Origin of the sequence: Pseudomonas sp. EA_65y_Pfl2_P78 (genome assembly GCF_963970495.1) — a bacterium.
Classification (GTDB): Bacteria; Pseudomonadota; Gammaproteobacteria; order Pseudomonadales; family Pseudomonadaceae; genus Aquipseudomonas; species Aquipseudomonas baetica_A.
Genome location: NZ_CAXAON010000011.1, coordinates 90,496 through 116,709, shown reverse-complemented (window position 1 = coordinate 116,709; position 26,214 = coordinate 90,496). Strand labels below are relative to the sequence as shown.

Genomic DNA, 26,214 nt, shown 5'->3' with positions numbered 1-26,214 from the left:
CCTTAGTTAACCCACACACGAGCATTACGGAACATACGCATCCAAGGCGCGTCTTCGTTCCAGTCTTCCGAACGCCACGAGTTCTGCACAGCACGGAACACACGCTCCGGGTGCGGCATCATGATAGTCACGCGGCCATCACGGCTGGTGAGACCGGTAATCCCGCGCGGCGAACCGTTCGGGTTGGCCGGGTACGATTCGGTGACCTTGCCATGGTTGTCGACAAAACGCATCGCCACGCAACCCGACAGATCCGCTTCCAGCAGAGCTTCTTCGCTGGAAAACTCGGCATGACCTTCACCGTGAGCAATGGCGATCGGCATACGCGAACCGGCCATGCCCTGCAGGAAGATCGAGTTCGACTCCTGAACCTGAACCATCGCCACGCGCGCTTCGAACTGCTCGGAGCGGTTGCGCACGAAGTGCGGCCAGAACTCGCTGCCCGGGATCAGTTCGTGCAGGTTGGACATCATCTGGCAACCGTTGCACACGCCGAGGGTGAAACTGTCGTTACGCTCGAAGAACCCCTGGAACGCATCGCGAGCGCGGCTGTTGAACAGGGCCGACTTGGCCCAGCCTTCACCGGCACCCAGCACGTCGCCGTAGGAGAAACCACCGCACGCCACCAGACCTTTGAACTCGTTCAGGTCGACACGGCCGGCCAGAATGTCGCTCATGTGCACGTCAATCGCGTTGAAACCGGCGCGGTCGAACGCTGCCGCCATTTCCACCTGACCGTTGACGCCCTGCTCACGCAGTACGGCAACCTGTGGGCGAATGCCTTTTTTGATGTAGGGCGCGGCGATGTCCTGGTTGACGTCGTAGCTCAGCTTGACGCTCAGGCCCGGGTTGTCTTCTTCCAGCAGCACGTCGAACTCTTGTTCGGCGCAGTCGGCGTTGTCACGCAGACGCTGGACCTGGTAGCTGGTCTCGGCCCACTGACGTTGCAGCAGACGACGCTGGCCTTCGAACACGGTGTCACCGTTAAAGGTGATGTTGATCTGGCCATTGTTGATCGGCTGACCGATCACCGAAACACAGTCGCCCAGACCGGCCGCGCTGAACTGCGCGAGGATGTCTGGCGTGGCGTCCTGACGAACCTGAATCACGGCACCCAGTTCTTCGTTGAACAGGATGGCGGCGATTTCAGCGGCGCTTTCGGCAACGCTGTCCAGGTTAAGACTCAGACCGCAGTGGCCAGCGAAGGCCATTTCCACCACGCAAGTCAGCAGACCACCGTCGGAACGGTCGTGGTAAGCCAGCAGGTGACCGTCAGCGTTAAGGCCCTGGATCACGGCGAAGAAGGCTTTCAGGTCTTCGGCGTCGTCGACGTCCGGCGCGTGCTTGCCGAGCTTGCCGTGTACTTGCGCAAGGATCGAAGCACCCATGCGATTCTGCCCGCGACCGAGGTCGATCAGGATCAGGTCGGTGGTGCCCTTGTCCATGCGCAGTTCCGGGGTCAGGGTCTGACGGATGTCAGCCACTGGCGCGAAACCGGTCACGATCAGCGACATCGGCGAGGTCACGGTTTTTTCTTCGCCGTTGTCGTTCCAGCGGGTGGCCATGGACATCGAGTCCTTGCCCACCGGAATGGTAATGCCCAGCTCAGGGCACAGTTCCATACCGACCGCTTTCACGGTGTCGTACAGACGTGCGTCTTCACCCGGGTGACCGGCAGCGGACATCCAGTTCGCCGACAGTTTGATGTCGGAGAGCTTGTTGATGCGCGAAGCGGCAATGTTGGTCAGGGTTTCGCCGATGGCCATGCGGCCCGACGCCGGAGCGTCCAGCAGCGCCAGCGGAGTCCGCTCGCCCATCGCCATGGCTTCACCGGTGTAGACGTCGAAACTGGTGGCGGTAACGGCCACGTCGGCAACCGGAACCTGCCATGGGCCAACCATCTGGTCACGGGCCACGAGGCCGGTGATGGTGCGGTCACCGATGGTGATCAGGAAGCTCTTGCTCGCGACAGCCGGGTGATGCAGAACGCGTTCGATGGACTCGGTGATGTCGAGGTTCGACGGATCGAAGTCATCGCCCAGTTCGGCCTCGCGAACCACCGAACGGTGCATGCGCGGCGCCTTGCCCAGCAACACTTCCAGTGGCATGTCCACCGGGTTGTTGCCGAAGTGGCTATCGGTGACAGTAAGCTGCGGCTCGGCGGTGGCTTCACCGACTACGGCAAACGGGCAGCGCTCACGCTCGCAGATCGCCTGGAAGCGCTCGAAGTCTTGCGGGCCGACGGCCAGCACGTAGCGTTCCTGGGATTCGTTACTCCAGATTTCGTGCGGGGCCATGCCCGGCTCGTCGTTTGGAATGTTGCGCAGTTCGAAACGGCCACCGCGGTCGCCGTCGTTGACCAGCTCCGGGAAGGCGTTGGACAGACCGCCCGCCCCCACGTCGTGGATGAAGCTGATCGGGTTCTTGTCGCCCAGTTGCCAGCAACGGTCGATGACTTCCTGGCAGCGACGCTCCATCTCAGGGTTTTCACGCTGAACGGAAGCGAAGTCCAGATCCGCCGAGCTGGTGCCGGTGGCCATAGAGGAAGCCGCACCGCCACCCAGACCGATCAGCATCGCTGGGCCGCCGAGTACGATCAGTTTGGAACCGACGACGATCTCGCCTTTCTTGACGTGTTCTTCGCGGATGTTGCCCATGCCGCCAGCGAGCATGATCGGCTTGTGGTAACCGCGAACTTCGTCACCGTGCGGGGTGGTGATCGATTGTTCAAAGGTACGGAAATAACCGGTCAGGGCCGGACGACCGAATTCGTTGTTGAACGCGGCGCCGCCGAGCGGGCCTTCGATCATGATGTCCAGCGCGGTGACGATGCGTTCAGGCTTGCCGTACGGCACTTCCCACGGCTGTTCGAAGCCCGGAATCTGCAGGTTCGACACGGTGAAACCGGTCAGGCCGGCTTTTGGCTTGGCGCCACGACCGGTTGCACCTTCGTCGCGAATCTCGCCACCGGAACCGGTGGACGCGCCCGGGAACGGGGCAATCGCGGTCGGGTGGTTGTGGGTCTCGACCTTCATCAGGATGTGCACCGGCTCCTGAACCGCGCCGTACTGACGGGTTTCAGGGTTCGGGAAGAAGCGGCCGGCCACGTTGCCGACGATCACCGAGGCGTTGTCCTTATAAGCCGACAGAACGCCTTCGCTGTGCATCACATAGGTGTTCTTGATCATGCCGAACAGGCTTTTTTCCTGGCTCTGGCCGTCAATGTCCCAACTGGCGTTGAAGATCTTGTGGCGGCAGTGCTCGGAGTTGGCCTGGGCAAACATCATCAGTTCGATGTCGTGCGGGTTGCGCTGCAAACCGTTGAAGGCGTCGACCAGATAGTCGATCTCGTCTTCGGCCAGGGCCAGGCCCAGCTCGGTGTTGGCTTTTTCCAGCGCGGCGCGACCGCCACCGAGAATGTCGATGGCGGTCAGCGGTTTCGGTTCGGCGTGGCTGAACAGGCCGGCGGCCTGCTCCAGATTGGCCAGAACGATCTGGGTCATGCGGTCATGCAGGACATCGGCAACCTGCTGGGCTTGGGCGTCGCTGAACTGACCGGCCACGTAGAACGCGATGCCGCGCTCCAGGCGCTGGATCTTGCTCAGACCGCAGTTGCGAGCGATGTCGCTGGCCTTGCTCGACCATGGCGAGATGGTGCCAAAACGCGGCAACACCAGGAACAGACGGCCGGTCGGCTCTTGAACCGGAACGCTTGGACCGTACTTCAGAAGGCGCGCAAGCACCTGCTGTTCGTCGCCGGTCAGGACGCCGGTGACTTCGGCGAAGTGAGCGAATTCAGCATACAAGCCACTGACAGCCGGAACCTTCTGGCTCAGTTGCTCAAGGAGTTTGCTGTGGCGAAAGGCAGAAAGGGCAGGAGCGCCGCGCAGGATCAACATCTTCGGGACAGCCTCGGGAAGGGGTGTGCTTTGAGGCCGTGCATTCTAGCCTAAACCGCCCTCAACATCACCCGAAACGCTACGCACGGTTGCACCCGGACGTCGATCTGTGTTTCTGATTCGCAAGTCAAATTTACCCAGCCTGCGACAATGGCTTATTTTTGCTGTAACAAAATGCCCGGCAGGCCCGTTTATGTGGGGTTTCGTTCGGTTTTGTGATCGCTAGCAGACAAGCCCTGCACTGTCGAGATATGGCGCCCGCGGTCCTTTGCGTATACTGCGCAAATGTTTTTCCCAAAGGCTTTGCGTCCGCGGTACGCCAAATGGCTGATCGCAACCGGACTCTTCCTGTTGCTCGGTGGCTGTGTTGATAAACCCAACACACTCGAGCGCGTAAAGGAGGATGGTGTGCTGCGGGTGATTACCCGGAACAGCCCCGCCACCTACTTTCAGGATCGCAGCGGTGAAACCGGCTTCGAATACGAGCTGGTGAAGCGCTTTGCCGAAGATTTGGGTGTCGAGCTTAAAATCGAGACCGCCGACAACCTCGACGACCTCTTCGACCAGATCGGCAAACCGAACGGCCCGGTCCTGGCTGCAGCCGGGCTGGTCAGCAGTGAACAGCGCAAGAAACAGGTGAGGTTTTCCCACCCCTACCTCGAAGTCACCCCGCAGATCATCTATCGCAACGGCCAGTCACGGCCCACCGACGCCGGTGACCTGGTGGGCAAGAAGATCATGGTGCTCAAGGGCAGCACCCACGCCGAACAACTGGCCGAACTGAAACAGAAATACCCCGCCATCGAATACGAAGAGTCCGACGCGGTTGAAGTGGTCGACCTGCTGCGCATGGTTGATGAAGGCCAGATCGACCTGACCCTGGTCGACTCCAACGAAGTGGCAATGAACCAGGTGTACTTCACCAACATCCGCGTGGCCTTCGATCTCGGCGATGCGCGCAGCCAGAGTTGGGCCGTCGCACCGGGCGAAGACAACAGCCTGCTCAACGAGATCAACAGCTATCTGGACAAGGTGCAGAAGAACGGCACCCTGCAACGCCTCAAAGACCGCTACTACGGGCATGTCGACGTCCTCGGTTACATGGGTGCCACCACGTTCGCCCAGCACTTGCAGCAACGCTTGCCCAAATACGAACAGCACTTCAAGACCTACGCCAAAAAAGAGAAAGTCGACTGGCGCCTGCTCGCGGCCATCGGTTATCAGGAATCACTGTGGCAACCGACGGTCACCTCCAAAACCGGCGTGCGGGGGCTGATGATGCTGACCCAGAACACCGCTCAGGCCATGGGTGTGTCCAACCGACTCGATCCGAAGCAGAGCATCATGGGCGGCGCGAAGTACCTGGCTAACATGAAGGATCAGCTCGACGATTCGATTCAGGAGCCGGATCGCACCTGGTTTGCCCTGGCGGCGTACAACGTCGGCAGCGGCCACCTGGACGACGCCCGCAAACTGGCCTCCAAAGAAGGCCTGAACCCGAACAAGTGGCTGGATGTGAAGAAAATGCTGCCGCGCCTCGCGCAGAAGCAGTGGTACAGCAAGACCCGCTATGGCTACGCCCGGGGCGGCGAACCGGTGCATTTTGTCGCGAACATTCGTCGCTACTACGACATTCTCACTTGGGTGACCCAGCCGCAGCTTGAAGGTGATCAGGTGGCTGAAGGCAACCTTCATGTGCCGGGGATCGACAAGTCCAAGCCGACTCAAGAGCCAGCCCCGCTCTAGCCCAGATACCTTCAATCAAATGTGGGAGCCAGCCTGCTGGCTCCCACATTGGTTTTGCGATGAGGCTTAAGCTTTTGCAGCCGCCAGAATCAGCGCTTTCATTTCAGAGACGGCAGACTTGAAGCCAACGAACAACGCATGCGCCACCAGCGCATGGCCGATGTTCAGTTCGTTGATGCCCTTGATCGCGGCCACGGCCTCAACGTTGTGGTAATGCAGACCATGACCGGCATTGACGATCAACCCCTGAGCCAGACCAAACGCCACACCGTCCGCCACTCGTTTCAGTTCTTCGGCGACTTCGGTCGGGGTTTCGGCATCGGCATAACGCCCGGTGTGCAGCTCAATGGCCGGCGCACCGACGCGCTTGGAGGCCGCAATCTGACGCTCGTCGGCATCGATGAACAGCGACACCTCGCTGCCGATCTTCGACAGACGCTCAACCGCCGCTTTGATGCGTTCTTCCTGCCCTGCCACATCCAGACCGCCTTCGGTGGTCAGCTCCTGACGGGTTTCCGGGACCAGGCAGATGTGCGCAGGACGGATGCGTTCGGCAAACGCCATCATTTCTTCGGTGACGCCCATTTCGAAGTTCATGCGGGTTTGCAGCACGTCCTTGAGCAACAGTACGTCGCGCTCCTGAATGTGCCGACGGTCTTCGCGCAGATGCACCGTGATGCCATCGGCGCCCGCCTCTTCCGCGTCCAGCGCAGCCTTGACCGGATCCGGGTAGCGCGTGCCACGGGCCTGACGCAGGGTGGCGACGTGGTCGATGTTCACGCCAAGAAGAATGCGATTGCTGGTGGTCACGGATGCGCTCCTGAATGGAAAGATTCGGCGCACAGCATACACGGGGCTAGGGCTTGCGAAACAGCTCGCGACTGACCAGAGGGCGACCGCCGAGGTGAACGGCCAAGGCCTGACGCATCAAACGCTTGGCGGCGGAGAGTGCGCCGGGAGCCGACCAGTCGGCTTCGGCCATGGCGAGTAATTCAACGCCGTTGAACAGGCCGGGTTGCAGCAAGTAAACGCGCTCAAGGCCGGCGTCCACTTGCAGACGGTAGAGACCATCGGGCGCAACAGGCTCGCCGTGAATATCGGTATTCATGGAAAAGCCGTAACCGAGGTCATCGAGCAGACGCCATTCGAAAGAGCGCAACAACGGTTCCAGCGGCCGGCCTTCGGCCAGAGCCAGCAGGGTTGCTGCGTAGTGATCGAACACCGCCGGGTGCGGATCTTCGGCAGGCAGCAGGCGGATCAAGAGCTCGTTGAGGTAAAGACCGCTGAACAGCGCCTCGCCATTGAGCCAGGCGCAGGTGCCGGCACTTTCCATGCGCCCGACATTCTTCAACTCGCCCTTGCCGCGAAACTCGACTTCCAGCGCCACGAACGGCCGCGCCAACGTCCCGGCCTTTCCCCGCGCACTGCGCAGCACCGCTCGCAGCCGACCTTGCGGCGTGAGGAAATCCACCAACGCGCTGGTTTCGCGGTAGGCGCGCGAATGCAGGACGTAGGCGGGTTGGGCAGGAGGTGGAGTTTGCGACATGGAATTCTCGATGAAGAAACGCGTTTTTTACTCACAACCCAAAACTACTGTGGGAGCGGGCTTGCTCGCGAAAGCGGTGAATCAGTCGAAGTGAATGTCGACTGACACTGCGCATTCGCGAGCAAGCCCGCTCCCACAGGGGGTTCTCTGGAGTATCAGAAAACCGGTATTACAGGTCGCCGTAACCCAGCGAACGCAGCGCACGCTCGTCGTCGGACCAGCCGCCCTTCACCTTGACCCACAGGTTGAGCATGATCTTGGAGTCGAACAGCAACTCCATGTCCTTGCGCGCTTCGGTGCCGATGCGCTTGATGCGCTCGCCCTTGTCGCCAATGATGATCTTCTTCTGGCCGTCACGTTCGACGAGGATCAGCGCATGGATGTGCAGGGTCTTGCCCTGCTGCTTGAACTCTTCGATTTCGACGGTGATCTGGTATGGCAGCTCAGCGCCCATCTGGCGCATGATTTTCTCGCGCACCAGTTCGGCGGCGAGGAAACGGCTGCTGCGGTCGGTGATCTGGTCTTCGGGAAAGAAGTGATCGTTTTCCGGCAGGTGATCGGCAATCACCTTTTCCAGCGCGTCGAGGTTATGCCCGTGCTGCGCCGAAATCGGGATGATCTGCGCGTTCGGCAGCTGTTCCTGCAACCAGCTCAGGTGCGGCATCAACTCGGCTTTGTCTTCGATACGGTCGGTCTTGTTCAGTGCGACGATCAGCGGGCCGGTCACGTATTGCACACGCTCCAGCACCATCTGGTCTTCTTCGGTCCACTTGGTGCGATCGACCACGAAGATCACCACGTCAACGTCTTTCAACGCCGCCGAAGCGGTCTTGTTCATGTAACGGTTCAGCGCCTTTTCGCCACCCTTGTGCATGCCGGGGGTGTCGACGTAGATCGCCTGCACGCCACCCTCGGTCTTGATCCCGAGCATGTTGTGACGAGTGGTTTGTGGCTTGCGCGAGGTGATCGCCAGCTTCTGACCAAGAATGTGGTTCAGCAGCGTGGACTTGCCCACGTTGGGACGGCCGACGATGGCAACGTAGCCACAGCGAGTTGCGTTTGTATCAGTCATTGCCATTCTCCACGCCTAGGGCAATCAGTGCTGCGGCGGCCGCTACCTGTTCGGCAATACGACGGCTCACACCCTGACCTCGGCTTTTTTCATTCAGTAAGACAACTTCGCACTCGACGAAGAAGGTTCGGCAGTGCGGCTCGCCCTGGATATCCACCACCTCGTAACGAGGCAGGTCGCAACCGCGTGATTGCAGGAATTCCTGCAGGCGGGTCTTCGGATCCTTGTTGGTGTCGACCAGGGTCAGACCTTCGAACTCACCCGCCAGCCAGGCCAGTACGCGCTCGCGAGCCATGTCCATGCCGGCGTCGAGGTAAATCGCACCGATCAAGGCTTCGAGGGCATCGGCCAGAATCGATTCGCGACGGAAACCGCCACTTTTCAACTCGCCGGACCCCAGACGCAGATAATCCCCCAGGTCGAAACCGCGAGCCAGCACGGCCAGCGTCTCACCTTTCACCAAGCGTGCGCGCAAACGCGACAACTGGCCTTCACGGGCGAGCGGGAAACGATCGAACAGCGCCTCGCCCGCCACGAAGTTGAGGATGGCATCACCGAGGAATTCCAGGCGTTCGTTGTTACGCCCGGCGAAACTGCGGTGCGTGAGGGCCAGGAGCATCAGCTCCTGATCCTTGAAGGTGTAACCGAGCTGACGCTCGAGACGGCTTAATGAGGCGCTCACGGTTTACCCACGCTGAGATCAAAGCTGGATTCCACCGCCATCGCCGGGGTACGGCTCAGGTCTGGGACAATTAACGCTGTGTTCAAAAATTACATCCTGACTATTACGAAGCCGATTGTGTCGACTCCAGAAATGCATTCGGCGCTGTGGTCAACAGCGCCGTGTGTGATTACTTGATCAGGCCTACCCGCGAGAAATTCGGCAGGTGGCTGAGTTTCGGTTCCGGCCAGCTCATCCAGACTGCAAAGGCCTTGCCGACGATATTCTGGTCGGGAACCATGCCCAACATGTCCTTGGGAATGTTGGGATCATCCCAGTAGCGACTGTCGTTCGAGTTGTCGCGGTTGTCGCCCATCATGAAGTAGTGCCCGGCCGGCACGGTCCACGAATGATCCGGGGTCGCGCGGTAGCGGCTCATTTCCTTGCGGATCAAGTGCTCGGCGGCGCCGAGTTTTTCCTGGTAGAGCTCAGCGCTGCCCAGGGTGCCCGGCTCGGAGCCAACCAACTGCTCGGCAATCGATTCGCCGTTGACGAACAGACGCTTGTCAGCGGTGTAACGCACGGTGTCGCCCGGCAGGCCGACTACACGCTTGATGTAGTTGACGCTCGGGTCGCTTGGGTAGCGAAACACCATCACATCGCCCCGCTGCGGATCACCGACTTCGATGATTTTCTTGTCGATCACCGGCAGGCGGATCCCGTAAGAAAACTTGTTCACCAGAATGAAGTCACCGACATCCAGGGTCGGTTTCATCGAACCGGACGGGATCTGGAACGGCTCCACCAGGAACGAACGCAGCACCAGCACGATGAACAACACCGGGAAGAACGACTTGCCGTATTCCACCAGCAGCGGCTCTTTGTTCAGTTTTTCGACCACCACCACATCGGGCTCGCCGACACTGCCTTGATAAGAGGCAATGGCAGCGCGTCGACGCGGCGCGAGGATCAACAGATCAAGCAACGCCAACAGGCCGCAGACGAACACGGCGATGACCAGCAACAGCGGGAAATTTAGTGACATAGGACCTGACTATTCCAACCTGAGCACGGCAAGGAAGGCTTCTTGTGGAATTTCCACGTTGCCGACCTGCTTCATGCGTTTCTTACCGGCCTTTTGCTTCTCGAGCAGTTTCTTCTTACGGCTGACGTCACCACCGTAGCATTTGGCCAATACGTTCTTTCTGAGCGCCTTGACGGTTGTCCGTGCAACGATCTGACCGCCAATGGCGGCCTGGATGGCCACGTCGAACATCTGTCGCGGAATCAGTTCTTTCATCTTCTCGGTCAACTGGCGACCTTTGTAGTGCGAGTTGTCACGGTGCACGATCAACGCCAGAGCATCGACCTTGTCGCCGTTGATCAGCACGTCCAGTTTCACCAGATTAGCCGATTGGTAACGATCGAAATGGTAGTCCAGCGAAGCATAGCCGCGGCTGGTGGATTTGAGACGGTCGAAGAAGTCCAGGACCACTTCGTTCATCGGCAGGTCATAAGTGACTTGCACCTGATTACCGAGGAACAGCATGTCGACCTGTACACCGCGTTTCTCGATGCACAGGGTGATGACGTTGCCCAGGTGTTCTTGCGGAACCAGGATGTTGGCACGCACGATCGGCTCGCGCATGTCTTCGATGGCCGAGACATCCGGCAGCTTGGAGGGGTTGTCGACGTAAATCGTTTCACCGGTTTTGAGCACCAGTTCGAAGATTACCGTCGGCGCCGTGGTGATCAGGTCCAGGTTGTACTCGCGCTCCAGGCGCTCCTGGATGATCTCCATGTGCAGCATGCCGAGGAAGCCGCAACGGAAGCCGAAGCCCAGTGCGTCGGAGCTTTCCGGGGTGTATTGCAGCGACGAGTCGTTGAGGGTCAGCTTCTGCAGCGCTTCGCGGAAATCTTCGAAATCGTCGGAGCTGACCGGGAACAGACCGGCGTAAACCTGTGGCTGGATGCGTTTGAAGCCCGGCAGTACCGGAACATCCGGGGTGGAGCTGAGGGTCAGGGTGTCACCGACCGGGGCACCGTGGATGTCCTTGATGCTGGCGATGATGAAGCCCACTTCGCCGGCCTTCAGGTCAACCGTGGCGGTGTGTTTCGGATTGAACACGCCGACGCTGTCGACCAGGTGGATCTTGCCGGTGGATTTCACCAGAATCTTGTCGCCCTTCTTCACACGGCCGTGGCGCACGCGAACCAGGGAGACAACGCCCAGATAGTTGTCGAACCAGGAATCGATGATCAACGCCTGCAGCGGATCTTCGATGTTGCCGGTCGGCGCAGGAATGGTGTGCACCAGACGCTCGAGCACTTCGTCGACACCCAGACCGGTCTTGGCGCTGCAGGTGACGGCGTCGGCGGCGTCGATGCCGATGATCTTCTCGATCTCGTCCTTGACGCGTTCCGGTTCGGCCTGTGGCAGGTCGATCTTGTTCAGGACCGGCATGACCTCAAGGCCCTGCTCGATCGCGGTGTAGCAGTTGGCCACGGACTGGGCTTCAACACCTTGACCGGCATCGACCACCAGCAAGGCACCTTCACACGCCGCCAGGGAACGGCTGACTTCATAGGTGAAGTCGACGTGGCCAGGGGTGTCAATGAAGTTCAGCTGGTAGGTGACGCCATCTTTGGCTTTGTAATAGAGGGTAACGCTGTGGGCCTTGATGGTGATCCCGCGTTCACGCTCCAGATCCATGGAATCCAGTACCTGGGCTTCCATTTCACGCTCGGCCAGGCCGCCGCACATCTGGATAAAGCGATCGGCCAGCGTCGACTTGCCATGGTCAATGTGGGCGATGATGGAGAAATTGCGGATATGACTCAAATCACTCACGGATCAACACTCAAAAAGGCTGCAGGCTTGGCCCGCCGAAAAATAGCCGGGAATTGTACCTGATACACGGCGCAAGCGTCACGTTCACCTGTCACCCGGATTGCATACAAAAACGCCCCGATCGGTTGATCGAGGCGTTTTCAGGGTTAAACGGCGGATGAAAGCTTGTTCATCAACCCGCTCGTCGCAGCAGCCAGACACCGGCCAGCGCACAGACTCCGGCCGGCACCAGCACCGCAAACAGCGGTGAGAAACCGAACACCAGGCTCGATGGGCCGAGCAAATCCTGAACGATGCGGAAGGTGAAGCCGACCAGCACGCCAGTGAAGACACGCTGCCCCAGGGTCACCGAACGCAGCGGGCCGAAGATGAAGGAAATGGCCATCAATACCAGTGCGGCGGTGACCAATGGCTGCAACACCTTGACCCAAAATGCCAGCCAGTAACGGCCGTTGCTCAGGCCCTGCTCCGCCAGATAGTGGATGTAACCCCACAGGCCGGTGATTGACAGCGATTCCGGAGCCATGACCACTGTGCTCAGCAATTGCGGGCTCAGGGACACATCCCAACGCTCAGTGGGCGTGTTTACAACCTCGGTGCTGCGGTCATGGAAAACGGTGGTTGCTACGTCGGTGAGCTCCCAGTGATCTTTATCGAACTCGGCCTTTTTGGCGAAGCTCGAACTCAGAAGATGGCGCTCTTTGTCAAAGCGATAGCGCGTCACGCCATACAACAGGCCATTGGGTTGAACGGCGTTGATGTGAATGAACTCTTCACCCTGGCGGTGCCACATACCGTGCTTGGCGCTTTGCGCGTCGCCACTGCCCTGAGCCAGCGAGCGGTTGGCCTGGGCCATGCTTTCGGTGGCAGGGGCTATGTACTCACCGATCAGCACGCCGGCCAGCATCAGCACCAGCATTGGCTTCATCACCGCCCAGACGATCCGGCCGATGGACACGCCGGCGGCGCGCATCACGGTCAGCTCACTGCTGCTGGCCAGACTGCCGAGGCCGATCAGGCAACCAATCAACGCTGCCATCGGCAGCATTTCATAGAGCCGGCGTGGCGCGGTCAGCAAAACGAACCCCAGGACATCAACCAGGGTGTAGGTATCGCTGACGTCGCCCATCTCATCGATAAAGGCGAACAGGGTCGCCAGACCGAGAATGATTGCCAGCACGGCGATGATCGCCATGAAGACGCTGCTGCCGATATAGCGGTCGAGTTTAACCACGAGCCACCTCCAGTGCAGCGGCGCGACGGCTGGCCATCTTCAGGCGCAACGGCTCCCAGTACAGCAGGCCGATACCGATGAACAGGAAGATCGCATGCACCCACCACAAGCCGAGGGCGGGTGGAATCTTGCCTTTTTCAAGGGCGCCGCGGGCGGCAATCAGGATGGTCAGGTAAGCCATATAAAGAAGAATCGCCGGCAGCAACTTGAGGAAACGCCCTTGACGCGGGTTGACTCGCGACAGCGGCACCGCCATCAGGGTCACGATAAACACCAGCAACGGCAGGGACAGACGCCATTGCAGTTCGGTTTTGGAGCGGATGTCGTCATTGCCCAGCAAGGTCGATGTCGGCATCGCATCGCGGTCAGTGACTTCTTCGCTGACGTCCGGCTTGGGCAGCAAAACACCATAGGTTTCGTAATGGATGGCGCGGTAATCGGCCAGCCCTGGGCTGCCGTCATAACGATAGCCGTCTTCGAGAATCAGATAGCGATTGCCGTCAGGACGAACTTCCTGACGGCCCTTCTCGGCCACCAGTACGGAAATCCCGCGATCCTTCTGATCGGCGCCGAGGTTCTTCTGCGAGATAAACACGCTGCCCAGATTGACGCGGTCATCGCTCAGCGTTTCGGTGTAGGTCACGCGGGTGCCGTCACGCAGCGCCTGGAAGCGACCTGGCTCGAGCGTATCGAATTCGGTAAGCGCGTCCTGCTTGTTGAGCAGCAACTGGAACTGGTTGGCACCTTGCGGGGCCAGGCCCAGGCTCAGCCATGCCACGACCAGTGCAACCAGGGTGGCCGGAAACAGCGTGATGCGAAACAGCTTCTGCTGGCTCATGCCGGTGGCCGAGAGCACGGTCATTTCGCTTTCGAGGTACAGGCGACCGTAGGCCAGCAGGATCCCGAGGAACAGGCCCAGCGGCAGAATCAGTTGCATGAACCCCGGCAGACGATAGCCCATGATCAGGAACAGAGAACCCGGATCGAGCTGGCCGGCAGCGGCCTGAGCGAGGTATTTGATGAAGCGACCGCTCATGATGATGACCAGCAGCACAGCACTCACAGCGCTGAGGGTCAACAGGACTTCGCGGGACAGATAACGGAAGACGATCAAACCAGACACTCCAGGGTTGTCAGGCTAAGGCGGCCAAACAAGCAAACACATCAACCGGCCCGCAAGGCAGAGCCGTCGAAAAAAGATGCGGCATTATCCTGTGATTGAGGGCGCCTGTCACTGCGCACACTCATCCGCGCGTGCAATCGGTTGAAGATCGTACAACCGAGGGTTGTCAGGCGCGGTGAGCGAGGTTCAAACTGCGGCCCTTGTCGCAGGCCTTGGCCTGCGCCTCTTCTATCTATAAGCAGGCGACTGCGAACACCGTCGAACGCCTGTGTGTTGATCATTCATTCAGGGATCCGGACATGGAACTGGTTGTAAAAAGCGTTAGCCCAGAAACGTTGAAAACCGCCACCCTGGTGGTTGCCGTCGGTGAAGGCCGCAAGCTCGGCGTCGCCGCCAAGCAGCTCGATGAACTGAGCGGCGGCGCGATCAGCGCGGTACTCAAGCGTGGCGATCTGGCCGGCAAAGTCGGCCAAAGCCTGCTGCTGCACAGCCTGCCGAACCTCAAAGCCGAGCGCGTGCTGCTGGTCGGTGTGGGCAAGGATGAAGAACTGGGCGACCGCCCGCTGCGCAAAATCGTTGCCGGCATCCTCAACACGCTGAAGGGCCTGGGCGGCAGTGATGCCGTACTGGCGCTGGATGAAATCATTGTCAAAAACCGCGACAGCTACGGCAAAACCCGTCTGCTGGCAGAAACCCTGCTGGACGGCGAATACACCTTCGACCAGTTCAAGAGCCAGAAAGCCGAACCCCGCGCCCTGAAGAAAATCACCCTGCTGACCATCAAGGCTGCCCAGGCCGAAGTGCAGCGCGCCGTGACTCACGCGACAGCGATCGCGAACGGCATGGCCTTTACCCGTAATCTGGGCAACCTGCCGCCGAACATCTGCCACCCGACGTTCCTCGGCGAGCAAGCCAAGGATCTGGGCAAAGCGTTCAAGGATCTGAAAGTCGAAGTCCTCGACGAGAAGAAGATCAAGGCGCTGGGCATGGGTTCGTTCTACGCCGTCGGCCAGGGCAGCGCCCAACCGCCGCGCCTGATCGTCATGCAATACAACGGCGGCAAGAAATCCGAGAAGCCATACGCACTGGTCGGCAAAGGCATCACCTTCGACACCGGCGGTATCAGCCTGAAGCCGGGCGCCGGCATGGACGAAATGAAGTACGACATGGGCGGTGCTGCCAGCGTCTTCGGCACCCTGCGTGCCGTGCTCGAGTTGAAACTGCCGATCAACCTGGTGTGCATCCTCGCCTGCGCCGAAAACATGCCGAGCGGCAATGCCTCGCGTCCGGGCGACATCGTCACCACCATGAGCGGCCAGACCGTGGAAATCCTCAACACCGACGCCGAAGGCCGTCTGGTGCTGTGCGACGCCCTGACCTACTCCGAGCGCTTCAAGCCGCAAGCGGTGATCGACATCGCCACCCTGACCGGCGCCTGCGTCGTGGCACTGGGTGCACACACTTCCGGCCTGCTGGGCAACAACGACGAACTGATCGAGCAACTGCTCAGCGCCGGCAAAACGGCCGACGACCGTGCCTGGCAACTGCCGCTGTTCGATGAGTATCAAGAGCAACTGGACAGCCCGTTCGCCGACATCGCCAACATTGGTGGCCCAAAGGCCGGCACCATCACGGCAGCTTGCTTCCTGTCGCGATTCACCAAGAACCTCAACTGGGCGCACCTGGACATCGCCGGCACCGCGTGGACCAGCGGCGGCAAGGACAAGGGCGCCACCGGCCGCCCGGTGCCACTGCTGACCCAGTACCTGCTCGATCGCGCCAAAGCCTGAAACCGCTGACGGGCGGCGGCGTCACTTTCAGGTGACGCCGTTTGCCGCTCTGGAACCGCAATGACCAAAGTCGACTTTTATATCCTGCCCAGCGCCGATCCTTCGGCTCGTCTGGACTTTGCCTGCAAGCTCACTGAAAAAGCCTGGCGCATGGGCCACCGCATCTACCTGCATTGCAGCGATGCCGCTCAGCGTGACGATCTAGATGCTCGCTTGTGGGCGTTCAAGGGCGAAACCTTCGTGCCCCACGGCCCGGCCGACAGCGAACCTGACGGTTTGATCGTGCTGGGACTGGGCGCTGACTGCGGCGAGCATCAGGACCTGCTGGTCAATCTCGACCTGAAAGTCCCGACTTTCGCCAGCAAATTCGCCCGGGTGGCGGAAGTGGTGGTGGAGGACCCAACCATACGGGCGGCTGCGCGGGAGAGTTTCCGTTTCTACCGCGAACAGGGCTATCCTCTGCAAGATCACCGTTTACAGCGACTCTGAGCATTGCGATGGACACTCCAAAACCGCAGCAAAAGTCCGCACACCTGCTGGACGATCTTGAATCAATCCGCCAGTTGCTCGGCGATGACAACCTGCAGCCACCGCTGCTGACCGACACGGTCGACGACGGTGAACAGGAACAGATTCCGATGTTGTTCGACTCAGCCGGCACCCAGCCGCCAGCCGTCGAACCGCCACCGGCTCCCTCTGCGACACCTGCCGCGCAACCTTCGGCGACCCTCGACAAAGGCCCGGATGCCCTGCTGCACCTGGACAGCGAACTGCGCGCCGCCGCACAGTTGATCATGCAAGACGTGATCGACGACTTCGCTCCCCACATCGAAACCGAGATCAAACGTCGCCTCGATGCGCGAATGGAACGGCTTTTGAGCCAATACGAATAACCACAAATCCCCTGTGGGAGCGGGCTTGCTCGCGAATGCGGTGTATCGGCCAGTGATGAGGGCGCCTGACACACCGCATTCGCGAGCAAGCCCCCTGTCACATTTGAAACGCACACCACCCTCCCCCCGCTCGCCCTCGGCCCCATGCCCCGCTATACTTCCCGGCTTTTCCTGAATAAATGCCAATAGGGTCCCGCCGCGCATGGATAAGACCTACCAGCCGCACGCCATTGAAACTTCCTGGTACAACACCTGGGAGTCCGAGAACTATTTCGCACCGCAAGGCGCGGGCGATTCCTACACCATCATGATCCCGCCGCCGAACGTCACCGGCAGCCTGCACATGGGGCACGGTTTCAACAACGCGATCATGGACGCCCTGATCCGTTTCCGCCGCATGCAGGGTCGCAACACCCTGTGGCAGCCGGGCACCGACCACGCCGGTATCGCCACGCAGATGCTGGTGGAGCGTCAACTGGAAGCCACCGGTCAGAACCGTCATGACCTGGGCCGCGAAAAATTCCTCGAGAAAGTCTGGGAGTGGAAGGATCAGTCCGGTGGCAACATCAGCCGTCAGATCCGCCGCCTCGGCTCATCCGTGGACTGGAGCCGCGAGCGCTTCACCATGGACGACGGTCTCTCGGAAGCGGTCAAAGAAGCCTTTGTGCGCCTGCACGAGGACGGCTTGATCTACCGCGGCAAGCGTCTGGTCAACTGGGACACCAAGCTGCACACGGCGATTTCCGACCTCGAAGTGGAAAACCACGACGAGAAAGGCTTCCTGTGGAACCTCAAGTACCCGCTGGCCGACGGCGCGAAAACCGCTGAAGGCAACGATTTCCTGATCGTCGCGACCACCCGTCCGGAAACCATGCTCGGCGACTCCGCCGTCGCGGTTAACCCGAACGATGAGCGCTACAAAGCCCTGATCGGCCAGTTTGTCGTGCTGCCACTGGTTGGCCGCCGCATCCCGATCATCGCCGACGATTACTGCGATCCTGAATTCGGCACCGGTTGCGTGAAAATCACCCCGGCCCACGATTTCAACGACTACGAAGTCGGCAAGCGCCACAACCTGCCGCTGCTGAACATCTTCGACAAGAACGCCGCCGTACTGCCGGCCTGTCAGGTGTTCAACCTCGACGGCACGCTGAACGAAAGCATCGACGGCAAGATCCCGGCTGAATACGTCGGTCTCGACCGTTTCGAAGCGCGCAAACAAATCGTTGCTGCGTTCGACGCCGCCGGCCTGCTGGTCAGCGTTGACGACCACAACCTGAAAGTGCCCAAAGGCGACCGTTCGGGCACCGTGATCGAGCCGTGGCTGACCGACCAATGGTACGTTTCCACCAAGCCTTTGGCCGAGCCTGCGATTGCTGCCGTTGAAGACGGTCGCATCCAGTTCGTGCCGAAACAGTACGAAAACATGTACTTCTCCTGGATGCGCGACATCCAGGACTGGTGCATCAGCCGTCAGCTGTGGTGGGGCCACCGCATTCCAGCCTGGTACGACGAATCGGGCAAGGTCTACGTCGGCCGCGACGAAGCCGAAGTGCGCGCCAAGCACAACCTTGGCCCGGACGTGGCGCTGCAACAGGACAACGACGTGCTCGACACCTGGTTCAGTTCCGGTCTGTGGACGTTCTCCACGCTGGGCTGGCCTGAGCAGACCGAATTCCTGAAGAAATTCCACTCCACCGACGTACTGGTGACGGGTTTCGACATCATTTTCTTCTGGGTGGCCCGGATGATCATGATGACCATGCACTTGATGAAGAACGAGGACGGCACGCCGCAAGTGCCGTTCAAGACCGTTTATGTGCACGGTCTGGTGCGTGATGGCCAGGGCCAGAAGATGTCCAAGTCCAAGGGCAACGTCCTTGACCCGCTGGACATCATCGATGGCATCGACCTGGAAACGCTGGTGCACAAACGCACCTCGGGCCTGATGCAGCCAAAACTGGCGAAGAAGATCGAGAAGCAGACCCGCGACGAGTTCGCCGACGGCATCGCCAGCTATGGCACCGACGCACTGCGCTTCACCTTCTGCTCGCTGGCCTCGACCGGTCGCGACATCAAGTTCGACATGGGCCGCGTCGAAGGCTATCGCAACTTCTGCAACAAGATCTGGAACGCCGCGCGTTATGTTCTGGACAAGGGCGAAGACTGCGGCCAGAACGGCGAGGCCTACGAGCTGTCGCTGGCGGATCGCTGGATCATCTCGCAACTGCAACGCACCGAAGCCGAAGTCACCCGTCAACTGGATCAGTTCCGTTTCGACCTCGCCGCGCAAGCGCTGTACGAGTTCATCTGGAACCAGTACTGCGACTGGTATCTGGAATTGTCCAAGCCTGTGCTGTGGGACGAAAACGCTCCGGTTGAACGTCAGCGCGGCACCCGTCGCACGCTGGTGCGCGTACTGGAAGTGGCGCTGCGTCTGGCGCACCCGTTCATGCCGTTCATCACTGAAGAAATCTGGCAGCGCATCGCGCCGCTGGCCGGTATTCAGGGCAAGACGATCATGCTGCAACCTTGGCCAGTGGCCAACGAAGAGCGCATCGATCCGGCTGCCGAGAGCGACATCGAGTGGCTCAAGGAGCTGATGCTCGGCACGCGTAACATCCGTGGCGAAATGAACATCGGCCCGGGCAAGCCACTGCCGATCTACCTGAAGAACGTCAGCGCCGAAGACCAGCGCCGTTTGACCGAGAACGAAGCGCTGCTCAAGAAGCTCGCGCGTCTGGAATCGATCACCGTTCTGGCCGCTGGCGAAGAAGCACCGCTGTCCGCCACCGCGCTGGTCGGCGAGATGGAAGTGCTGGTGCCAATGGCCGGCCTGATCGACAAGGCTGCTGAACTGGCGCGTCTGGACAAGGAAATCCTGCGCCTGCAGGGCGAAGTCCAGCGGGTTGGCGGCAAGCTGTCCAACGCAGGTTTCGTCGACAAGGCCCCGGCCGAAGTCATCGACAAGGAACGCACCAAACTGGCGGAAGCGGAACAGGCTTTGGGCAAGTTGGCTGAGCAACGCGCGCGGATTGCCAGTTTGTAACGGCACATCGCAATGAAAAAGGGAGGCCACATTGGCCTCCCTTTTTTATTTCTGCAGCACGATACCCCTCCCACAGTTTGAACGGTGTTGTCTTTAGATGTGGGACAATAGCCGCCACTTTCAGCCATACCCGAATCGACCACACCCATGAACGCCCCCCGCCCCCCGAAACCTGCGCGCAAGAAGCCTGAATCCGCGACCCCGGCCAAAGCCGTTGAGCCGCGTGAAAAGGCCAGCCTGCACCCGCGCAATCGCCATCAGGGTCGTTACGACTTCCCGGCACTGATCAAAACCACGCCGGAACTGGCGAAGTTCGTGATCATCAACCCGTACGGCAAGGAAAGCATCGACTTCGCCAATCCCGATGCAGTGCGCGTGTTCAACCGGGCGCTGCTCAAGTCGTTCTACGGCATCGAGCATTGGGACATTCCGGCGGACTACCTCTGCCCCCCGGTGCCGGGCCGTGCCGATTACGTGCACTTCCTCGCTGACCTGCTGGCCAGCATGAACGACGGCAAGGTGCCACGCGGTGCGATCGTCAACGTGCTGGACATCGGCATGGGCGCCAACTGCGTTTATCCGCTGATCGGCAACAGCGAATACCGCTGGCACTTCCTCGGTTCTGAAATCGATCCGACCGCCGTGGCGGCTGCCAAGGCTATCGTCCAGTCCAACGACCTGAACAAGGTCATCAAGCTGCGCCAGCAGGAGAACCGCAAGCACATCCTGATTGGTCTGCTGGAGCCGGGTGAGCGCTTTGACCTGACCATGTGCAACCCGCCGTTCCATGCCTCGATGGATGAAGCGACCAAGGGCAGCGAGCGCAAATGGCGTGCGCTGGGCCGCGCTGATCCGAAACGCAAATTGCCGGTGCTGAACTTCGGCGGCCAGTCGGCGGAGTTGTGGTGTGAGGGCGGCGAAGCACGCTTCGTGACGCAACTGATCGCCGAGAGCGCGAACTTCCAGCACAAAGTGCTGTGGTTCAGCACCCTTGTTTCGAAAGCCTCGAACCTGCCCGCCATAGAGACAGCGCTGAAAAAGGCCGGCGCGCTGGAAAGCCAGGTGGTGGAAATGTCCCAAGGGCAGAAACAGAGCCGCTTCGTCGCGTGGACCTTCCAGACCAAATCCGAGCAGCAGATCTGGCGCCGCGAGCGCTGGACGCGCTAACACAGCTCTACTTGCGGGAGCGGGCTTGCTCGCGAATGCGGTGGATCAGTCAATAAACATGTCGACTGACACTGCCCTTTCGCGAGCAAGCCCGTTCCCACATTTGATTTATGGTGTCAGTAAAAAACGGACACAAAAAAACCGTGCCCGGATTGCTCCGGTGCACGGTTTTTTTATCGCTGCGTCTTACTTGTTCACAGCGTCGGTCAGGCCTTTGGCCACAACCAGCTTGATCACTTTCTTGGCAGGGATTTCGATGGCAGCGCCAGTCGAAGGGTTACGGCCAGTGCGGGCAGGACGCTCGGTCACTTTCAGCTTGCCAATACCTGGCAAGGTGATTTCGCCGCCGTTTTCCAGCTGATCAGCAACGATTTGGCCCAGTTGGTCCAGAGCGTTACGCGCGGTGGTTTTCGGCGCGTCGATAGCTTCAGCGATGTCGGCGATCAGTTGGTCTTTAGTAAGAGCCATGTAGTGTTCCTTCCCTATCAAATTCATATGGATTGCAGAGTGCAGTGTCAGCCATCGAGCCCGATCTTCTGGATCTGGCACCCTCGGCGATAACCACGACGAGTCGGGGTTATAGATACCGAAATCAGGGTTTGGTTCGACCTGACAAATGCTGAATGCACGCTTAACGCAGTGACTTCGCGTAAGACCGGGCAAAACTAGCACAGAGGCGGGGAAATATCCGCTTCTAGCTACCCATTTGGTCAGCTTTATTGCTCTAAATCGGCAAAAAACTGCATAACCACCTTCGAGCCCCCCGGTTTTGCCCTTCAGCCCGCGCCAAAACCAGTGGTTGCGGTACACTGGGCGCTTTTTCGGGGGAGCCTGCCCTCCTCCCTTCCAACAGCCGAGAAGCCCATGCCGATCCGTCATTGCATCGTCCACCTGATCGACAAAAAACCCGACGGCACGCCCGCAGTTCTGCACGCCCGTGACTCTGAACTGGCTGAGTCCGCGGCCATCGAGAACATGCTCGCCGACCTCAACGAGAGCTATAACGCCAAACAGGGCAAAGCCTGGGGCCTGTTCCATCCGGAATCCGGTGCATTCCCGTTCAGCGGCTGGCTGAAGGAATACATGGAGGGCGCTCACGACTTCACCGCGTTCAGCAAAGTCGCGGTCGAACATCTGCAAAAGCTGATGGAAGAGTCGAACCTGTCAGTCGGCGGCCACGTGCTGTTCGCCCACTACCAGCAAGGCATGACCGACTACCTGGCCATCGCCCTGCTGCACCACAGCGAAGGCGTGGCGGTGACCGATGAGCTGGACGTGACGCCGTCGCGCCACCTCGACCTCGGTCAACTGCACCTCGCGGCGCGGATCAACGTCTCCGAGTGGCAGAACAACAAACAGTCCAAGCAGTACATCTCGTTCATCAAAGGCAAAAACGGCAAGAAGGTCTCGGAATACTTCCGCGACTTCATTGGCTGCCAGGAGGGCGTCGATGGCCCGGGCGAAACCCGCACCCTGCTCAAGGCGTTCAGCGACTTCGTCGAGAGCGAAGACCTGCCGGAAGATTCGGCCCGAGAGAAAACCAAGACACTGGTGGATTACGCCAGCAGCCAGGCCAAGCTCGGCGAACCGATGGGCCTGGAAGAGCTGTCGGAGTTGATCGACGAAGAACGTCCGAAGGCCTTCTACGATCACATCCGCAACAAGGATTACGGCCTCTCGCCGGAGATTCCGGCAGACAAACGCACCTTGAATCAATTCCGCCGTTTCACCGGCCGCGCCGAGGGCCTGTCGATCAGTTTCGAAGCGCACTTGCTGGGCTCCAAGATCGAGTACGACGAAGAGGCCGGCACCCTGGTCATCAAGGGCCTGCCGACGTCGCTCACCGATCAGCTGAAGCGCCGCAACTGATGCTCGCCAATGTACTGAAGAAGGTCGCGCTGGTTCTGCTCGTGGTGGTGGTCTATCAGAACTGGGGCAAGATCGAGCGGGTTTTCAATCCGTCACAAATGGTTTCCGAGCAGACCCGTGCCAGTGCCCATGTCGTGCTGTATGCGACCGACTGGTGCGGCTACTGCAAGCAGACCAAGCGCTTTCTCGACAGCAAGGGCATTGCGTTCAAGGAATTCGATATCGAGAAGGATGCCGAAGCGCGCAAGGCGTATGAGGCATTGGGTGGGCGCGGGATTCCATTGATCGACGTGAATGGCACGTTGATTCGCGGATTCGACCCGGACGAAATCCTCGCTGCCCTGAAATGAATGTGGGAGCAAACGCGCTCCCACGGGTTTTGCAGATGACGGGGTGAATCAGCGCGCTTCGATACGGAAACCCAAGCGTGGGAAGTGCACATGCACCACACCAGCGCGTGGGTCTTCGCGACGAAGGATCAACTCTTCACTGCCTGCAAACAACAACTCCCCAACCACCGGATCAACCCCGTAATCCGTCGCGGCAATTGCCACTGGCTGCCCGGCCTTGAAGCCGTTCGGGTCTTCGAATTGCTCACTTGGCAACGCTTGTGGCGTCGAGTTACGTGCCACCTCCAGCGCCTCCTCGGCCGTCATCTCGCTCGCGGCGCCATGGCCAAAGCCCAATACGCGGCCCACCCATGCTGACACCGCCGGATACTCATCCACCAGCGGCGCGGTGACAGGCGTCGCCTTGAGGAACCACATCGGGTGCACCAAGGCGAAGTCAGCAATCGATGGCTCACCAAACAGATAGTCACCCTGCTCGCGCAGCAACTGCTGCTCCAGACGCGCCATGATCGTCGGCCATTGGTGTTTGGCCAGTTCGGTGGACAAACGCGTAGCACTGCCACCGCTGAACAACCCGGCACGGTCTGCCAGAAAGGCCTTGATGGCTTCCGGCGGCAGTTTGCCGAAACACACCGCCACCGATTCAGGTTGAAACACCAGGCTGACCGCATGTTGGAATACCACCGAATCCGCCCATCCAGCGAAACTGGCGGTAATCATTTCCTGACCTTCAGGGAAAAATGCCGGCAGGGCTTTCTCCTGCTCCAGACGACGGGCGATCAGCGAAGTGTCGCAGTAGATGTCAGCGCCAATCTGCAGCACCGGCGTTTTACGGTAACCACCGGTCAGGGCCGTCAGGTCAGGCTTGGGCATCACCGGCGAAATATGCACCGAGCGCCACGACAAGCCTTTGAACCCCAACAGCAGGCGGGCCTTTTCGGCAAATGGGGAGGTCGGGTAATGATGCAGAATCAACTCGGACATGCTCGGCTCCGCCGCTCAGATAGTAAGCAGGCAGCTTAGCGTGCATTGGCTTGGCAACCTACAGGTCTGGCTGATGGGAACCAATCAGTCGGATTGATAAGAGCTCTGACGTGATCGCGTCATCGATACATGGCATCAGGGCATTGCCTGACAGATAACGCCATGGAACTCGTCGGTAGTTACACGCAATATTTCGAGCTCGTTTAAAGACACTCAGTGTTACGCGCAAAGGCCCACAAATTCTTGCGCCGCTGCCTACGCGTACGCCAGAATCCGCCGGCTTGTGCGCCTTGGACTGGCTGCGTAACTTGGAACCGTCACTGATTTCCAGTGATCGAGCTTAGCGGCTCAGCTAGTCACTACGGTTGCACATGTCTATCCAGTCGGGCATTCGCCTGCACTTGATGGTGGGTGTGCGCATGGCACCTTCGGGTGCGCCGGGTTTTGGTGACTACCGGTCCGCTAACTTGCGCATAGCCGCCACCCTTTCGCTTAGCGGCTTAGGGCTTGCGGCCTCACAGAAGTTAGTCACGATGTTTAAATTAACGCTAAACCCACCGATCATAGACCCGGCAACCATCACCCATCCGACGTCGCCATACGAATCCCCCGATTCGAGAAAACTCAACGAAGCCGCCGAACGCGCACTCGACCATTATTTAGGTCCACCGAAGGCCCGGATCATGGCCCCCCCCTATCAACCCAACCGTCTCTACATGGCCAACCCGCAATCGGACGCCGAATCCCTGTTGGTCGACGCGTGCGAAACCTTGGGATCGGCGAGTGTGATGCTCAATGATTTTGCCGGCCAGTTAGAAGGGCCCCGCCGTAAAACACTGCAAGGCATAGCGCAAATCGTCATGGTGGCGAGATGGCAGTCAATCCGGTTGTGGATAAATTAGTACCCACTGAGTAAATGAAATTAGTGGCGAGAGGTGTACTCTCGCCACTATGGTAAAGACCTAAGTTGCTCAAATAAATCATGTTGTTTTTTCGCGTGGCAAAGCTCGTAGTCGGTCGAACAGTAGGCGATGAACCGCTTGAGCAGGCGGATTGAGTGTGTGTGAAAATGTAAGATTAGTGACCAAAGTATGCCCTCATGCAGTCGAGCCGCATTGACAGTAAAGTCGAGCGAACTCCAATGAAAGCTCTTCTCGAGAAACAATCCGACCTTTCTCATCACAGGCTTTGCAGTTCACCGTCATTTAGACCGACTCAGACATGACCAAACCTAAATTCTAACACCATTAAATCCACTCCTCGCCAACTCACCCCTAAAGCCTTTAAAAACAGCAGCACACGCTAATTGATAAATGCAAACTCTGCACCCACCGACAAACCAACACCAAAAGACAAGAATACAATCATCTTTTAATAGTTGTCGTTTTTTCTATTGAGGACGCACTGTAAGTTTCAACGCCACGCGCGCCAAGCTGAATATCATTATAAACAACCGTGGCCATGTTTCGCGCCCAGTCGAGACGAACCTCAACTATTGGAGTAGACAACCCATATTCTTTCGCAAACTTATCCCTAACGGACACCTCCGTATCAATTGTTTTCACGATCGGGAACTCTGCTGTCTTCGACATTTTGAAGCTCCTAAGCACTAGCCAGTTAAATTAAAGTCTTAGTATTGGTAAGACTGGAGCCTTTAGCCTGTCATTAAAAGAAGATCAACACCACTGTCAAACCTGACAGGTCTTTAATTGATTTTGCGATTTAAAATGCTATTTATACAATTGATTTACTATAAATCCGACCAATAAATTTGCCTGTCATGTCGCAGCGATCTGTTCATCTGCTTAAACAACTGGCTAATCGGTCGTATCTAATTATTTGTATAAACCCGATCTATTTTCTCGATATCACCAAACCCCGCCGCATTCTCTGGCATCCCCCCAGCGCTGGGTTCATTCGCCACGCCGCGATCACGTCATTGCGCGTGATGCTCTTGATGCGCTCGAACTCGTCTTTTGT

The 26,214-nt window shown here is 59.1% G+C and carries 20 protein-coding genes and 2 pseudogenes; 9 read left to right on the top strand and 13 right to left on the bottom strand.

Translation table 11 applies throughout. The annotated features are described in order from the left end of the window. Positions 1 to 2: 2 nt before the first annotated feature. A complete protein-coding gene (gene purL, locus AACY02_RS11900; protein ID WP_339432105.1) occupies positions 3 to 3,899 on the bottom strand; it encodes a phosphoribosylformylglycinamidine synthase in 3,897 nt (1,298 codons plus the stop codon). A gap of 285 nt (positions 3,900 to 4,184) precedes the next feature. Here purL and mltF point away from each other — a divergent pair, with 285 nt between their 5' ends. Then, positions 4,185 to 5,645 carry a membrane-bound lytic murein transglycosylase MltF gene (mltF, locus tag AACY02_RS11895; protein WP_339432104.1) on the top strand — a complete coding sequence of 487 codons (1,461 nt, stop codon included), beginning with the start codon at positions 4,185 to 4,187 and terminating at the stop codon, positions 5,643 to 5,645. Between the two features lie 66 nt (positions 5,646 to 5,711). Here mltF and pdxJ read toward each other — a convergent pair whose 3' ends face one another. The 8 genes from pdxJ to lptF all read right to left on the bottom strand — a co-directional run bounded on the left by pdxJ (position 5,712) and on the right by lptF (position 14,123). Then, complete coding sequence (pdxJ, locus tag AACY02_RS11890) at positions 5,712 to 6,455, bottom strand: pyridoxine 5'-phosphate synthase (RefSeq protein ID WP_129389552.1); 744 nt, start codon at positions 6,453 to 6,455, stop codon at positions 5,712 to 5,714. Between the two features lie 46 nt (positions 6,456 to 6,501). Next, positions 6,502 to 7,191, bottom strand: a complete 690-nt coding sequence (gene recO, locus AACY02_RS11885) for a DNA repair protein RecO (protein WP_339432103.1) — start codon at positions 7,189 to 7,191, stop codon at positions 6,502 to 6,504. A 169-nt stretch (positions 7,192 to 7,360) separates the two neighbouring features. After that, positions 7,361 to 8,263, bottom strand: coding sequence for a GTPase Era (era, locus tag AACY02_RS11880; protein ID WP_221729912.1), 903 nt, complete (start codon positions 8,261 to 8,263; stop codon positions 7,361 to 7,363). Then, the gene (gene rnc, locus AACY02_RS11875) at positions 8,256 to 8,945 is read right to left on the bottom strand and encodes a ribonuclease III (RefSeq protein WP_221729913.1); all 690 of its coding nucleotides are present in this window, start codon (positions 8,943 to 8,945) and stop codon (positions 8,256 to 8,258) included. Before rnc ends, era begins: the two co-directional genes overlap by 8 nt. Positions 8,946 to 9,114: 169 nt before the next feature. Continuing rightward, the gene (gene lepB, locus AACY02_RS11870; protein WP_339432102.1) at positions 9,115 to 9,969 is read right to left on the bottom strand and encodes a signal peptidase I; all 855 of its coding nucleotides are present in this window, start codon (positions 9,967 to 9,969) and stop codon (positions 9,115 to 9,117) included. 9 nt (positions 9,970 to 9,978) lie between these two features. Next, positions 9,979 to 11,775, bottom strand: a complete 1,797-nt coding sequence (gene lepA / locus AACY02_RS11865; RefSeq protein ID WP_339432101.1) for a translation elongation factor 4 — start codon at positions 11,773 to 11,775, stop codon at positions 9,979 to 9,981. Positions 11,776 to 11,947: 172 nt separating this feature from the next. Continuing rightward, positions 11,948 to 13,009, bottom strand: a complete 1,062-nt coding sequence (lptG, locus tag AACY02_RS11860; protein WP_339432100.1) for an LPS export ABC transporter permease LptG — start codon at positions 13,007 to 13,009, stop codon at positions 11,948 to 11,950. Continuing rightward, positions 13,002 to 14,123: an LPS export ABC transporter permease LptF gene (gene lptF / locus AACY02_RS11855; protein WP_221729917.1), complete on the bottom strand. Its 1,122-nt coding sequence runs from the start codon at positions 14,121 to 14,123 to the stop codon at positions 13,002 to 13,004. The genes lptG and lptF overlap by 8 nt, the downstream gene beginning before the upstream one ends. 308 nt (positions 14,124 to 14,431) lie before the next feature. Here lptF and AACY02_RS11850 point away from each other — a divergent pair, with 308 nt between their 5' ends. The 5 genes from AACY02_RS11850 to rlmF all read left to right on the top strand — a co-directional run bounded on the left by AACY02_RS11850 (position 14,432) and on the right by rlmF (position 21,031). Then, on the top strand, positions 14,432 to 15,922 hold the full coding sequence (locus tag AACY02_RS11850) for a leucyl aminopeptidase (RefSeq protein WP_339432099.1): 1,491 nt from the start codon (positions 14,432 to 14,434) through the stop codon (positions 15,920 to 15,922). A gap of 60 nt (positions 15,923 to 15,982) precedes the next feature. Beyond that, positions 15,983 to 16,411, top strand: a complete 429-nt coding sequence (locus tag AACY02_RS11845) for a DNA polymerase III subunit chi (RefSeq protein WP_221729919.1) — start codon at positions 15,983 to 15,985, stop codon at positions 16,409 to 16,411. Positions 16,412 to 16,419: 8 nt separating this feature from the next. Continuing rightward, entirely contained in the window at positions 16,420 to 16,815 is a 396-nt protein-coding gene (locus AACY02_RS11840) for a DNA polymerase III subunit chi (protein ID WP_339432098.1), read from the top strand. A gap of 202 nt (positions 16,816 to 17,017) precedes the next feature. Further along, positions 17,018 to 19,864, top strand: a complete 2,847-nt coding sequence (locus AACY02_RS11835) for a valine--tRNA ligase (protein WP_339432097.1) — start codon at positions 17,018 to 17,020, stop codon at positions 19,862 to 19,864. 147 nt (positions 19,865 to 20,011) lie between these two features. After that, positions 20,012 to 21,031: a 23S rRNA (adenine(1618)-N(6))-methyltransferase RlmF gene (gene rlmF / locus AACY02_RS11830; protein WP_339432096.1), complete on the top strand. Its 1,020-nt coding sequence runs from the start codon at positions 20,012 to 20,014 to the stop codon at positions 21,029 to 21,031. A 186-nt stretch (positions 21,032 to 21,217) separates the two neighbouring features. Here the strand turns inward: rlmF and AACY02_RS11825 are convergent, their stop codons facing one another. After that, positions 21,218 to 21,499, bottom strand: a complete 282-nt coding sequence (locus tag AACY02_RS11825; protein ID WP_003221909.1) for an HU family DNA-binding protein — start codon at positions 21,497 to 21,499, stop codon at positions 21,218 to 21,220. 396 nt (positions 21,500 to 21,895) lie between these two features. Here AACY02_RS11825 and yejK point away from each other — a divergent pair, with 396 nt between their 5' ends. Then, on the top strand, positions 21,896 to 22,900 hold the full coding sequence (gene yejK / locus AACY02_RS11820) for a nucleoid-associated protein YejK (RefSeq protein ID WP_339432095.1): 1,005 nt from the start codon (positions 21,896 to 21,898) through the stop codon (positions 22,898 to 22,900). After that, positions 22,900 to 23,250, top strand: a complete 351-nt coding sequence (locus AACY02_RS11815) for a glutaredoxin family protein (protein WP_339432094.1) — start codon at positions 22,900 to 22,902, stop codon at positions 23,248 to 23,250. Before yejK ends, AACY02_RS11815 begins: the two co-directional genes overlap by 1 nt. A gap of 48 nt (positions 23,251 to 23,298) precedes the next feature. Here the strand turns inward: AACY02_RS11815 and AACY02_RS11810 are convergent, their stop codons facing one another. Next, positions 23,299 to 24,234, bottom strand: coding sequence for a glutathione S-transferase family protein (locus AACY02_RS11810; RefSeq protein WP_339432093.1), 936 nt, complete (start codon positions 24,232 to 24,234; stop codon positions 23,299 to 23,301). A gap of 533 nt (positions 24,235 to 24,767) precedes the next feature. On the opposite strand from AACY02_RS11810, the pseudogene AACY02_RS11805 reads away from it, so the two are divergent. Then, positions 24,768 to 25,150 (top strand): annotated as a pseudogene (locus AACY02_RS11805) (DUF6124 family protein). Positions 25,151 to 25,598: 448 nt separating this feature from the next. Here AACY02_RS11805 and AACY02_RS11795 read toward each other — a convergent pair. Both AACY02_RS11795 and AACY02_RS11790 read right to left on the bottom strand, forming a co-directional pair. After that, on the bottom strand, positions 25,599 to 25,826 hold the full coding sequence (locus AACY02_RS11795) for a hypothetical protein (RefSeq protein ID WP_339432092.1): 228 nt from the start codon (positions 25,824 to 25,826) through the stop codon (positions 25,599 to 25,601). A 158-nt stretch (positions 25,827 to 25,984) separates the two neighbouring features. Further along, positions 25,985 to 26,211, bottom strand: a pseudogene (locus tag AACY02_RS11790) (phage portal protein); the annotation flags it as partial. Between the last annotated feature and the right edge of the window lie 3 nt (positions 26,212 to 26,214).

What these genes read in the sequence shown, in the direction of transcription:
- AACY02_RS11850 (WP_339432099.1), top strand. Translation starts at nt 14,432, where the DNA reads ATGGAACTGGTTGTAAAAAGCGTTAGCCCAGAAACGTTGAAAACCGCC.
- recO (WP_339432103.1), bottom strand. Translation starts at nt 7,191, where the DNA reads ATGTCGCAAACTCCACCTCCTGCCCAACCCGCCTACGTCCTGCATTCG.
- era (WP_221729912.1), bottom strand. Translation starts at nt 8,263, where the DNA reads ATGACTGATACAAACGCAACTCGCTGTGGCTACGTTGCCATCGTCGGC.
- AACY02_RS11825 (WP_003221909.1), bottom strand. Translation starts at nt 21,499, where the DNA reads ATGGCTCTTACTAAAGACCAACTGATCGCCGACATCGCTGAAGCTATC.
- lepB (WP_339432102.1), bottom strand. Translation starts at nt 9,969, where the DNA reads ATGTCACTAAATTTCCCGCTGTTGCTGGTCATCGCCGTGTTCGTCTGC.
- AACY02_RS11845 (WP_221729919.1), top strand. Translation starts at nt 15,983, where the DNA reads ATGACCAAAGTCGACTTTTATATCCTGCCCAGCGCCGATCCTTCGGCT.
- AACY02_RS11835 (WP_339432097.1), top strand. Translation starts at nt 17,018, where the DNA reads ATGGATAAGACCTACCAGCCGCACGCCATTGAAACTTCCTGGTACAAC.
- mltF (WP_339432104.1), top strand. Translation starts at nt 4,185, where the DNA reads ATGTTTTTCCCAAAGGCTTTGCGTCCGCGGTACGCCAAATGGCTGATC.
- yejK (WP_339432095.1), top strand. Translation starts at nt 21,896, where the DNA reads ATGCCGATCCGTCATTGCATCGTCCACCTGATCGACAAAAAACCCGAC.
- purL (WP_339432105.1), bottom strand. Translation starts at nt 3,899, where the DNA reads ATGTTGATCCTGCGCGGCGCTCCTGCCCTTTCTGCCTTTCGCCACAGC.
- AACY02_RS11815 (WP_339432094.1), top strand. Translation starts at nt 22,900, where the DNA reads ATGCTCGCCAATGTACTGAAGAAGGTCGCGCTGGTTCTGCTCGTGGTG.
- AACY02_RS11840 (WP_339432098.1), top strand. Translation starts at nt 16,420, where the DNA reads ATGGACACTCCAAAACCGCAGCAAAAGTCCGCACACCTGCTGGACGAT.
- rlmF (WP_339432096.1), top strand. Translation starts at nt 20,012, where the DNA reads ATGAACGCCCCCCGCCCCCCGAAACCTGCGCGCAAGAAGCCTGAATCC.
- AACY02_RS11795 (WP_339432092.1), bottom strand. Translation starts at nt 25,826, where the DNA reads ATGTCGAAGACAGCAGAGTTCCCGATCGTGAAAACAATTGATACGGAG.
- AACY02_RS11810 (WP_339432093.1), bottom strand. Translation starts at nt 24,234, where the DNA reads ATGTCCGAGTTGATTCTGCATCATTACCCGACCTCCCCATTTGCCGAA.